Annotated in this window: 7 protein-coding genes and 1 pseudogene; 4 read left to right on the top strand and 4 right to left on the bottom strand. The window is 71.7% G+C overall.

Annotated elements, in window-relative coordinates; translation table 11 throughout:
* Positions 1-31 precede the first annotated feature (31 nt).
* Together IF12_RS0119295 and IF12_RS0119290 are read left to right on the top strand one after the other, a co-directional pair.
* A complete protein-coding gene (locus IF12_RS0119295) occupies positions 32-1000 on the top strand; it encodes a daunorubicin resistance protein DrrA family ABC transporter ATP-binding protein (RefSeq protein WP_030161338.1) in 969 nt (322 codons plus the stop codon).
* Positions 997-1812 carry an ABC transporter permease gene (locus IF12_RS0119290; protein WP_030161336.1) on the top strand — a complete coding sequence of 272 codons (816 nt, stop codon included), beginning with the start codon at positions 997-999 and terminating at the stop codon, positions 1810-1812. Before IF12_RS0119295 ends, IF12_RS0119290 begins: the two co-directional genes overlap by 4 nt.
* Positions 1813-1837: 25 nt before the next feature.
* Here IF12_RS0119290 and IF12_RS0119285 read toward each other — a convergent pair whose 3' ends face one another.
* Positions 1838-4738 (bottom strand): BTAD domain-containing putative transcriptional regulator, encoded by a 2901-nt coding sequence (locus tag IF12_RS0119285; protein ID WP_081913759.1) that lies wholly within the window; start codon positions 4736-4738, stop codon positions 1838-1840.
* Positions 4739-5143: 405 nt separating this feature from the next.
* On the opposite strand from IF12_RS0119285, the gene IF12_RS26315 reads away from it, so the two are divergent.
* The gene (locus tag IF12_RS26315; protein ID WP_166659586.1) at positions 5144-5632 is read left to right on the top strand and encodes an Imm1 family immunity protein; all 489 of its coding nucleotides are present in this window, start codon (positions 5144-5146) and stop codon (positions 5630-5632) included.
* 123 nt (positions 5633-5755) lie between these two features.
* Positions 5756-6319: a GNAT family N-acetyltransferase gene (locus IF12_RS0119275; RefSeq protein ID WP_030161330.1), complete on the top strand. Its 564-nt coding sequence runs from the start codon at positions 5756-5758 to the stop codon at positions 6317-6319.
* A gap of 243 nt (positions 6320-6562) precedes the next feature.
* Here IF12_RS0119275 and xylA read toward each other — a convergent pair.
* From xylA to IF12_RS0119260, 3 genes and pseudogenes are all read right to left on the bottom strand, one after another.
* Positions 6563-7670: pseudogene (gene xylA, locus IF12_RS23350) on the bottom strand (xylose isomerase).
* Positions 7671-7699: 29 nt separating this feature from the next.
* Positions 7700-9091: a xylulokinase gene (xylB, locus tag IF12_RS0119265; protein WP_030161328.1), complete on the bottom strand. Its 1392-nt coding sequence runs from the start codon at positions 9089-9091 to the stop codon at positions 7700-7702.
* On the bottom strand, positions 9092-11389 hold the full coding sequence (locus IF12_RS0119260; RefSeq protein WP_030161321.1) for a TIM-barrel domain-containing protein: 2298 nt from the start codon (positions 11387-11389) through the stop codon (positions 9092-9094).
* Positions 11390-11601: the final 212 nt, after the last annotated feature.

Here is an 11601-nt window from a genome sequence, read left to right as displayed (position 1 = left end):
GGCACGCAAGCGAACAGAAAGGCACCCCGCCATGAAGCACGCGATCGAAGTCCGAGGGCTGGTGAAGTCCTTCGGCGAGGTCCGCGCCCTCGACGGCGTCACCCTCGCCGCCGCGCCCGGCACCGTCCTGGGCGTCCTGGGCCCCAACGGCGCGGGCAAGACCACCGCCGTCCGGGTCCTGTCCACCCTCACGAGCCCCGACGCCGGCACCGCCCGCGTCCTCGGGCACGACGTCGCCGCCGAGGCGAGGAAGGTGCGCGAGCGCATCGGCCTCACCGGGCAGTACGCCGGGCTCGACCCGAACCTGTCGGGCGAGCAGAACCTCGTCCTCATCGCCCGGCTCCTCGGCGCCTCGCGCCGCCAGGCCAGGCAGCGCGCCCACGAGCTCATCGAGCGGTTCGACCTGGCCCACGCGGCCACCCGCGCCGCCGCGAAGTACTCCGGCGGGATGCGCCGGCGCCTCGACCTCGCCGCCTCGATCGTGCGCCGGCCCGAGGTGCTGTTCCTCGACGAGCCGACCACGGGCCTGGACCCGCAGAGCCGCGGCGGCCTGTGGGAGATCGTGCGCGAACTCGTCGCCGAGGGCACCACCGTCCTGCTCACCACCCAGTACCTCGAAGAGGCCGACCAGCTCGCCCACGCCATCGCCGTGATCGACCACGGCAGGGTCATCGCCTCGGGCACGCCCTCGGAACTGAAGCAGACCGTCGGCGGCCTGGTCCTGCGCCTGTCCCCCACCCGGCCCGAGGCCGCCGAGCAGCTCGTCCAGCTCGCCGAATGGGCCGCGGGCGCCAGCGCCCGCCGCGAGGACGGCGCCGTGGTCGTCCCCGTCGCCCACGCCGGTGAGGCCCAGGCCGTCATGGCCCGGATCGGCCAGGCCGGGGTCGACCTGGCCGGGTTCGGCCTCCACGAACCGACGCTCGACGAGGTGTTCCTGAGCCTGACCGGGCACCGCACCGAGACCGACCACCAGCAGAAGACGAAGGAGCTGACGGCATGACCGCCCTCGCATCCACCGGCCCGAGGCCGACGACCACTTGGAACACCACTCGCGGGCCGCTGGGGCAGTCGGCTTCCATGGCCGCCCGGTCGCTCGCGTCGATCAAGCACTATCCGGCGCAGCTGGTCGAGTTCTTCATGATCCCGCTCATGATCCTGCTGTCCATCACGTTCTTCATGGGCGGGCAGATGATGGGCTCGTGGCAGGACTTCCTCCAGTACGCGGGGCCGACCATCATCGCCATGGGCCTGTTCTTCGCGATCACCTCGACGGGCATGGGCCTGTACGGCGACATCAAGGAGGGGGTCTTCGACCGCCTCACCGCGATGCCGGTCTCGCGCTTCGCGCTGCTGGCCGGGCGCGTGGCCGCCGACATGGTCAAGCACGCGTGGGCGCTGCTGGTCGTCGGGGCCGTGGCGTTTGCGATCGGCTACCGCGCCGAGGGCGGCGCGGCGGGCACGGCCGCGGCGGCGGGCGCGCTGCTGCTGTTCCTGTTCGCCGTCTCGTGGACGATGGCCCTGGTCGGGCTGACGGCCAAGAGCGAGGAGCAGATCCAGACGTGGATGATCAGCCTGCTCATGCCGCTGGCGTACACGTCGACGATCTTCGTCGAGAAGGACACGCTGCCGGGGCCGGTGCAGTGGTGGGCGCAGGTCAATCCGATGACCGCCCTGGCCGACACGATGCGGATGTTCCTCGGCGGGGGCTCGCCCGGGGCCGAGACGCTCGCGCTGCTCGCGTGGTGCGCGGCGATCCTGGCGGTGTTCGTGCCGCTCTCGCTGCGGGCCTACCGGCGCAAGCTCACGAATTGAGCGCGCAGAACATGGGCTGAAGGGCTCAGGTGCTGAAGGGCCAGTTGCTGCCGTCCAGCATCCCGGCGGCCCGGACCTCCAGGTCCGGGTCGCCGAGTTCGCGCGCCACGAGGGCGAGCTGGCGGTACAGCTGCACCGAGACCTCTGAGAAGTCGAGGAACCGCGGCAGGTCGCCTTCGGCGGCCAGGAGTTCCTCGCGCGCTTCGGTGAGCTTCCCGAGGCGCCGCAGGCAGATCGCGGCCGAGGTGCGGGCGCCGACGACGTTCTCGGCGTTGCCGATGCGCGCGGCCCGGTCGGCCACGGCTCTCATCCGCTCCAAAGTCGCGGGCAGGTCGTCGCCGTATTCGGCGTCGATGCGCCACAGGTATTCGGCGATGACCGAGTCGGCCACGTCCGCGCCGAACTCGGCCTCGGCCTCCAATGCCCGCTTCAGTACTTCGCGGGCGCCCTGGTAGTCGCCGTGGGCCATGCGTTCGCCGCCGACGCCCTGCAAGGTGACCATGAGGCCGAAGCGCTCGCCGATCCGCTCGAAGATCGCGGCGGCCTCGGCGAGTTCGGCGCTCGCCCGCTCCTCGCGCCCGGCGCGCTGGGAGAAGTCGGAGATGAACAGCAGGGCGATGCCGCGGACCCACACTTCGCGTTCGGCGGCGGGCCCGGCGGCGCGGTCGGGGTCGATCGAGGCGGCGATGGACCGCAGTCCCGCCTCGTCCTCGGCGAGCAGGGCCCGGATCAGCGGGATCATCCGCAGCAGGGGTTCGGCCCGGTAGAGGTCGTGGCGTTCGACGAGGGCCTGGGCCTGGGCGAACCCGGCGTCGACCTCGGCGGGGTCGAGCAGGCCCGACCACATGCCCCAGGTGCCGGCGAGCGCGGCCTTGGCGCGCAGCAGCGGAGCGACCTCGCCGGGGAGGGCGCGGACGCGTTCGACGAGCCGCTGGCCTTCGCGGCGGTGGCCGCGCATCCACCAGTACCACGACAGCGGCGAGACGGCGCGGTGGGCGAGTTCGGCGTTCCCGGCGGCGATCATCCGGTGGACGGCGGCGGTGAAGTTCGCGTGGTCGGGGGCGAGGCGGGCGAGCCATTCGACCTGTTCGGCGCGCATGAGGTGGGGTTCGGCGGTTTCGGCGATCCGCGTGTAGTGGAGGGCGTGGCGCTCGTAGCGCCCGGCGGTCTCGCCGGCTTCGGCCAATCGCGCGGCGGCGTATTCGCGGACGGTCTCCAGGAGCCGGTAGCGTCCGCCGGGCAGGCGCTGGATGAGGGACTTGTCGACCAGGCCGGTGACGGTCTCGACGCTCGCCGAGCAGACCTCGCACGCGGCGTCGAGGTCGGCGCCGCCGTTGAACACCGACATGCGGGCGAGGACGAGGCGCTCTTCGGGGTCGAGGAGGTCCCAGCTCCAGTCGACGACGGCGCGGAGGGTCCGCTGGCGCGGTTCGGCGGTGCGGGGGCCGCGGCCGAGGAGCCCGAAGCGGTCGCCGAGGCGGGCGGCGAGGTCGTCGAGGCTCATGCCGCGCAGGCGGGCGGCGGCGAGTTCGATGGCGAGCGGGAGGCCGTCGAGGGCGGCGCACACGGCCGCGACGGTGGCGGCGTTGCCGGCGTCGACGGTGAAGCCGGGGTCGCTCTGGCGGGCGCGTTCTTCGAACAGGCGGATCGAGGCGTGGTCGCGCAGGTCGGCGAGGGCCTCGGCCGGTTCGGGGAGGGTGAGCGGGCCGACGTCGAAGACGGTCTCGCCGGTGATGCCGAGCGGCTCGCGGCTGGTGGCGAGGATGCGCAGGCCCGGGGCCTGGGCGAGCAGGTCGGCGACGAGTGCGGCCGTCGCCTCGATGAGGTGCTCGCAGTTGTCGACCGCGAGGACGACCTCGCGGTTCCACAGGGCTTCGACCAGGCGCGTGCGCGGGTCCTGCTCGCGGCGGGCGAGGATCGACTCGCCGAGGCCGAGGGCGTCGAGGAAGATCTCCGGCAGGCGGGTCGGGTCGCTCACGGGGGCGAGTTCGACGAGGTGGACGGTGCGCCCGGCCGCGGCGAGGCGGTGGGCGGTCTCGACCACCAGGCGGGTCTTGCCGGTGCCGCCGGGGCCGGTGAGGGTCACGAGCCGGTTCGCGTCCAGCAGCTCCGGGAGGGCCTTGAGTTCGCTCTCGCGGCCGATGCAGGCGGTGAGGGGCCGGGGCAGGCGGTTCGGGCGCCGCGGGGCCGAGTCGGAGCCGCGGAGCACGTCGAGGTGGGCGGCGGCGAGCACCGGTGAGGGGTCGACGCCGAGTTCGTCGGCGAGGCGGGCGCGGACGGTCTCGTGGACGGCGAGCGCCTCGGCGCGGCGCCCGGAGGCGGCGAGGGCCCGCATGTAGCGGGCGGCGTCGGGTTCGGCGAGCGGGTCGGCGGCGTGGCGGGCGGCGAGGTCGGCGAGCACGGCGTCGGAGCCGTCGAGGCGCAGGCGCGCCTCGATGTGGAGGGCGGCGACGGCTTCGCGGCGGACGGTGAGGCGCACCCTGGCGGCGTCGGCGAACGCGAAGCGGTCGAGGTCGGCGAAGGCGGGTCCGCGCCACAGGTCGAGGGCGGCTTCGGCGGTCTCGCGGACGGCGGCGGGGGCGCCGTGCTCGGCGGCGGCCTCGGCTCGGGCGGCGAGCCGTTCGAACTCGGCGAGGTCGGTGTCGGTCCCGGTGAGCCGGTAACCACCGGTCTCGCTGACCACGAGGGCGCCGATGGCGCCGCCGAGGTGGCCGCGCAGGCGCGAGAGCTGGGTGTGGAGGGCGCCGGCGGCGTTGGCGGGCGCGTCGTCGGGCCAGAGGGCCTCGATGAGGGCGGCGGCGGTGACGGTGCGCCCGGCGTCGAGGGCGAGCCGGGCGAGGAGCGCGCGCCCGCGGCCAGCGGGGAGGGCGATCTCGGCCCCGTCCTCGCCTTGCACCCGCAGCGGTCCCAGCAGTTCCACACGCATGTGGTCTATCTTGCCGCGCTGCGGGGTTCGCGCGGGAACCGGACCGGAACACGGTGACCCGGCCGATCCTGAGTGGAATCTACCAGTTGCATGAACAGGTTGTCACAGCACGTCAGGGCGTTTCTGTCAACTTCCCGACTGATCGAACAAACCGCTCGATCCCACACGTACTGTCGTTCACAAACCCGCAACGGCATCGGCTGCGGAGTCGCGAGTGATACCCCTTGCGGTGCGGCGACAACGGTGTCGGCGATCAATTCCTGTACACGAGGTGCGGTGTCCGACATGGCGATCCCCATTGATCACCAGCACGATTCGCAAGCCCGCACGCCTCTCTCCCTTGACACGGAAGGAGCACCGCCGATGAGCGCCGTCTTCTCCCTCGACGCGGAAGGAGCACCGCCGATGAGCGCTGGCCCCGCGGGCGCGCACGTCTCCGGCCATTGCGCCGAATTCACGCTCAGCACCAGGGACAACGGGACCCGGGTCCTCCTGGCGTTCGACCCGGACGGGGTGGCTGCGGCGGTGGCGACCATCGTGGCCTCGGACCTGGTCCAGGTGGCGACGGCGCTGGTGCGCGACCGTCCCGGGTACGCGCCGGGCGGGCGGCCCGACCACGGGCTCAAGATCGCCGCCGACCGCGAGACGGAGGTCGGCGCGCTCTCCTACTACGGCCCCGGCGGCGAGGACTACGGCCCGGGCGCGTGGGTCACCTACTCCAAGCGGCCGCAGGCGCCGGGAATACGCCTGTACCGGGACATGGACACCGCGAGCGTGTTCCCGCCCGACGCGCACGTGGCGCTGAGCACGCTCGCGCGCGCGGTGGAGGACTTCCGGGCCACCGGAGGGCTGCGGCCGACGATCTGCACCTGGCGGCCGAGCACTGTTTGGTAAGTCTGTCGGGCAGGTCTGTTTGGTAGCTCGGCCTGGCAAGTGGCGGGAAGCGCGGGTGTGGCGCTCGCCCGTCTGACGGGATCGAGCCCCGGCGGGGGCCTTTCCGCTGGATAGGCTTCGGCCATGAGCAGCAGCGACACGAGTGCGACCGGCCCGGTCACCGTGCGTTTCGCCGAGTCCTCGGACGCGGCGTCGATCGCCGGGATCGTCAACCACTACATCGCGACGAGCACCGCGAACTTCCGGACCGAGCCGCAGCCGCCGGCCGAGTGGGAGCGGGAGCTGGCCGAGTACGGCAGCCGCTACCCGTGGATCGTCGCCGAGTACGACGGCGAGGTGGTGGGCCTGGCCTACGCGAAGCCGTGGAACGCGCGGCAGGCGTACGACTGGACCGCGGAGGCGACGGTGTACGTGGCCGAGGGACGGCGCGGCAGGCAGGTCGGCTCGAGGCTGTACGGGGATCTGCTCAAGCGTCTCGAATCGCAGGGTTTCCGCAGTGTGATGGCGCTGGTGACGAGCCCGAACCCGGGTTCTGAGGCGCTGCACGCGGCGTTCGGGTTCAAGCCGGTGGGCACGATCGAGGCGGCCGGGTACAAGTTCGACGGGTGGCACGACGTGGGCGTGTGGCAGAGGACCCTCGCGGAGCTGTCGGACCCGCCGGCGCCGACGGTCCCGGTGGAGAAGTAGACCCCCCCGTCGCGTACCAGGTGTTTCCTGGCCGGTTCGGCGCCGTCGCGGTTCAAATGAACCTCTCATGGTTCTTCCCAGGAATCTGGAGCCCCGGTCCGTAACTTGTGTTTCAAGGGGAACGAAGTACTCCTGAGGGTGACACGAAGCCGCAAGGCGAGTAGATCCAACTGATGGGTGTGGGGTTGCGAAGCGGGCCCGGAGCTGTTGCTCCGGGCCCGCTTCCATGCTGTCCTGTGCCGCTTAGCGGACGCCGTAGAGGTGTTCCAGGGCGAGCTGGTCGAGACGCTCGAACGCCATCCCCTTCGCCGCCAGACCCTCGACATCCACTTCGAGGTCCTTCACATCCGCCCACGTCTCACCCTCAGCGAGGGTCGGGACGGCGAGCTGGTCGACCCGGGCGTCCCTGAGCGCCTCCTGGACCTCCGGGTCGGCCCGGAAGGCCTTCACCTTCGCCTGGAGGATCTTGTAGTTCCTCATGCACGCGGCAGCCGAGACCCACACGCCCTTGTCGTCCTCGGTCCGCGGCGGCTTGAAATCGAAGTGGATCGGCCCGGTGTACTGGCCCTTCGCGATGCCTTCTTCGACCGCGTCCACGGTCCAGAACGCCCCGCCCACATTCCCCGCACCGAACCGCAGATCCTGGTCATAGCGCGGACCGGTCTGCCCGTTCAAATCGATGTGATACAGCTTCCCGTGCCACAACGCCTGGCGGATGCCCGCGGCGTAGTCGAGCCCGGCCATCTCCTCATGCCCGATCTCCGGATTGATCCCGGTCAACTCCGGGCGCTCGAGCTCATTGATGAACGCGAGCGCGTGGCCGAGGGTGGGCAGCAGGATGTTCCCCCGCGGCTCGTTCGGCTTCGGCTCGATCGCGAACCGCAGGTCATACCCCTGCTCCACGACATAGTCGCCGAGGACGTCGAACGCCTCCTTCATCCGCGCCATCGCCGACTGCACGTCCTTCGACCCGCCGGACTCGGCGCCCTCACGCCCGCCCCAGGCCACATACACCTGCGCCCCCAACTCGGCGGCCAGATCGATATTGCGGATGACCTTCGCGATGGCGAACCGGCGCACCTCACGGTCGTTGTGCGTGAACCCGCCGTCCTTGAACACCGGATGGGAGAACAGGTTCGTCGTCGCCGTCGTGACCTTCAGGCCCGTCTCGTCCAGGGCCTTGCGGAACGCCGCGACCCGCGCCGATCGCCGCCAGCTCGCGCACCGCACGATCGGCACTCATCGCCGCACGCGTCGCCGAACCGAACACGTCCTGCGCCGCCCAACCCACCGTCCAAATCCCGAAAGAGAACTTGTCCTCGGGTGCGGGTGCGTACTTGTCCTCGGTCATGGTCTGTCCTTTGCTGTCTCGGCTGGAGTTCATCGGTGCGCCGCCCAGGGAGCGGTCTCGTCCCTGAGCGTCGCGTACTGCTCGGTCACGGCGTCGGCGGCGCTGCCGGTCAGCCTCGCCGTGTCACCGATGGTCCACTGTGGCGGTTCGTTGCGGCCGGACAGGGCCCAGGCCGCCTGCTTGGCGGCGCCGAGGGCCACGTACTCGGCCGAGGGAGGGATCTCGACGTCGACGCCGAACACGGTGGGGGCGATCCGGCGGACGGCTTCGGAGGCGGACGCGCCGCCGATGAGGAGGACCCGCCGGGCCTCCAGGCCCTGTGCGGCCAGCGCGGCGAGCCCGTCGGCCTGGGCCGAGAGCATGCCTTCGACGGCGGCGCGGGCCAGGTTCTGGCGGGTCGCCCCGGTGGTGATCCCGGAGAGGACCCCGGTGGCGTTCGGCCGGTTGGGGGTCCGTTCGCCGTCGAGGTACGGCAGGAGGGTGAGGCCTCCGGCGCCTGGTTCGGCGGCGAGCGCGAGGGCGTCGAACTCGGCGTGGTCGACGCCGAGGATCGCCCGGAAGGTGTCGAGGATGCGGGCGGCGTTGAGGGTCGCCACCAGCGGGAGGTACCGGCCGGTGGCGTCGGCGAACCCGGCCACGAGCCCGGAGGGGTCGTTGGCGGGGACGTCGGAGACGCCGAAGACGGTGCCGGAGGTGCCGAGGGAGACCGCGACGTCGCCGGGTCCGAGTCCGAGGCCGAGTGCGGCTCCGGCGTTGTCGCCGGCGCCGGGTGCGACGGCCGCGCCCCAGGGGGTGCGGCCGACGATCTCGTTCGGGGCGGCCACGCGCGGGAGCGCGAGGGTGCGTCCGAAGGCCTGGACGAGCCGGTCGGTGACGTAGTCGCCGGTGGCGGCCGACCAGTAGCCGGTGCCGGAGGCGTCGGAGCGGTCGGTGGTGGCCTCGGCGGCGCTCGCGCCGCGCAGCTTCAGGGTGAGCCAGTCGTGCGGGAGCATGACCGCGGCGGTGCGGGCGGCGTTGTCGGGTTCGTGCTCGGCGAGCCAGGCGAGTTTGGTGGCGGTGAAGGAGGCGGCGAGGACCAGGCCGGTGTCGGCGGCCCAGGCCTCGGCGCCGCTCTCGGCGGTGAGGCGCTCGGCCTGGGGGGCCGAGCGGGTGTCGTTCCACAGCAGTGCGGGGCGGACGACCTCGTCGTCGGCGTCGAGGGCGACCATGCCGTGCTGCTGTCCGGAGACGGCGACCGCCTCGGCCCGTTCCAAGAGGCCTTTTCCGGCCTCTTGGAGCGCCTCCCACCAGGCTTCGGGCGGGCACTCGGTCCCGTCCGGGTGGGAGGCGCGACCGGAGTCGACGATCTCGCCGGTCTCCGATTCGACCAGGAGGACTTTCGTCGACTGGGTCGAGGAGTCGACTCCGGCTACAAGGCTCATCTAATTACGCTCCAGCTCCACCTGCGCGGGCTTGCCCACGACATCGATGACGCTCACATTAGCGAGGTCCGCGGGGCCTGTCGAAACCAGGGTCACAACAGTTTCCGAAACTGTTTCCACCTCGATGACGGTGTCTCCGTCGACGTCGGAGAGCACGATTCCCCCGCTCGGCGTCCCCCACACTTCGAGCGTGACGCCCTCGAACGGGCCGTCGCCGAACGTGGCGCCGGGAGCGACGCGCGGCAGGATCGCCCCGTACCGCACGAACACCGGGAAGGTCTCCAGGCCGTGCTTCGTGTCGATGTAGCGCCCGCCCTCGTGGACCTCCTTGGTCCAGAAGTCGATCCACCGGCCCTCGGGCAGGTAGACCTTGCGCTCGCCCGACGGGTCGTTGACCGGGGCCACGAGCAGGTCGGTGCCGAAGCGGTACTCCTGGTCGGCCGTCCACGACACCGGGTCGGCGGGATCGTCCACGTTGAGCGCCCGCAGCACCGGCTCGCCGGTGCGCGAGGCGCGCACGGCCGCCGAGTAGATGTAAGGAGCCAGCGAGTAGCGCAGCTTCAGCGACTCGACCGCGAGGCGCTCGGCCTCCTCGGAGAACTCCCACAGCTCTCGGGTGGTGGTGCCGTGGTAGCGCAGCAGCGGCGACAGCGCGCCGAACTGGGCCCAGCGGACGTACAGGTCGTCGGTGGGCGTGCCGTTGAAGCCGCCGGTGTCGTGCGACCAGAACGGGACGCCCGACAGGCCGTGCGAGAGCCCGCCGCGGATGGTCCCGCCAAGGCCCGCCCACGTGGTCTGCACGTCGCCCGACCACTGCGCCGAGTGGCGCTGGCCGCCGAGGAACGAGGAGCGCGCCCACACGAGGTCGTGCCCGTTGACCTCGCGGGTCACCTCGCAGACCGCGTCGTTGTACAGCAGCGTGTACACGTTGTGCAGCTCGGTGCCGGTCATCCCGTTGTGCGCCACCGCATCGGCGGGGACCCCTTCGGCGAAGTCGGTCTTGTACAGCGCCGCCCCGTCCTGGAGCGGCCCGCGCAGCAGGTCCTTCCACCAGGCGGTGGCCTCGGGGTTGGTGAAGTCCACGATGCCGCACGCGGGGAACGAGCCGTGCCAGGTGTCGGCCACGTACGTCTCGCCCTTGGCGTCCTTGAGGAAGTAGCCGGCCTCGTCGGCGACCTGGAACAGCGGGGACTTGTGGGAGATGTACGAGTTCATCCACAGGCACACCTTGAAGCCCTGCTCGGCGAGCTCGGCCATGAGCGAGCGTGCCTCGGGGAAGTTCTCGGGGTCCCACTGCATGTCCGACCAGTGGCCGTCGGTCTGCCAGAACGTGTCGAGGTGGAGCACGTCGCAGGGGATGCCGCGCTCGCGGATCTTCTTGGCCCGCTCCAGGACCCGCTCGCGGCTGTCCACGAAGAAGCCCGAGGAGATCCAGGTCCCGAAGGCCCACTTCGGCGGCAGCGCCGGGCGCGAGGTGAGCCCGTCGAAGCGGTCGAGGACCTCGACGGGGGTCCCGCCGAGCACGAAGTACTCCAGGACCGCGTCGGGCACGAGGATCTCGACTGCCGCGTGGGTCTGCTGGGCCATGTCGAACTCGACGGGGGCGCCGGAGTTGACCACCACGCCGTAGCCGCGGTCGGAGACGTAGATCGGGATGTTCTTGTAGGCGCGGATCGACTCCGAGCCGAACGCGTCGAAGTTCCACATCAGCGGGCGCTGGCCGCGGGCGTTCAGCGGCGCGAAGCGCTCGCCGAACCCGGCGAAGGCCTCGTCGGGGGCGGCGGTGAACGACTCGTGGTAGGCCACCGGCTCGCCGTCGACGATCGACCGCCCGAACGGGAGGGTCCGCAGGCGACCCGAGATGTCCTCTTCGCCGGGGTTCTGGGCGACGAGGGTCTTCCCGTCGGCGTCGGTGTAGGTCAGCGACCACGGCTCGAGCGTGGCGACCGCGCGCACGGCGCCGGCGTCGACGACGACCGAGCCCTCCTCGACGGTGATCGCGGCTTCGGCGTAGATCCCGGCGTGCATCAGCTCGATGATCTTCTCGGCGTCCGGCCGGGCCTGGGGATCGGCCGAGAGGCGGGCGCGGACGACGCCCTCGGCGACGGCGGCGAGGCCGACGTACAGCTCCTCGTCGGCGCTGGTGGTGGCCTTGAGGAGGACCGAGGCGGGCCCGAGGTCGACGACCTCGGCGCGCCGGACGGCCGACAGACCCTGCTCGCCTGGGGCGCGCTGGGGCAGCTCCGGGGGGTCGGCGACGAAGAACTCGCGGGCGACCAGCGGCGGGCGATAAGGCATTCGGTGCTCCTGCCTGTTCAGGGTGCGTACGGCGGCGGCCGGGCCGGTGCGGCACGACGTCGATTAGTTTATCGACTAATCCAACAAATTGCGACCGGGGGCGGTGACCCTCTGCATTATCGACGCCGCGCACTCCTCGGGGGCCGTTTCGCGAACCGCCGTACCGGGATCGGGGGCACCGGGCCTGAAGGGAACGTGCCAATCTCCGCGCG

The organism is Glycomyces sp. NRRL B-16210, assembly GCF_000719515.1.
GTDB lineage: Bacteria > Actinomycetota > Actinomycetes > Mycobacteriales > Micromonosporaceae > Glycomyces.
Note: the sequence above shows the minus strand (reverse complement) of the source record. Positions and strands in the feature narration are given on the sequence as shown.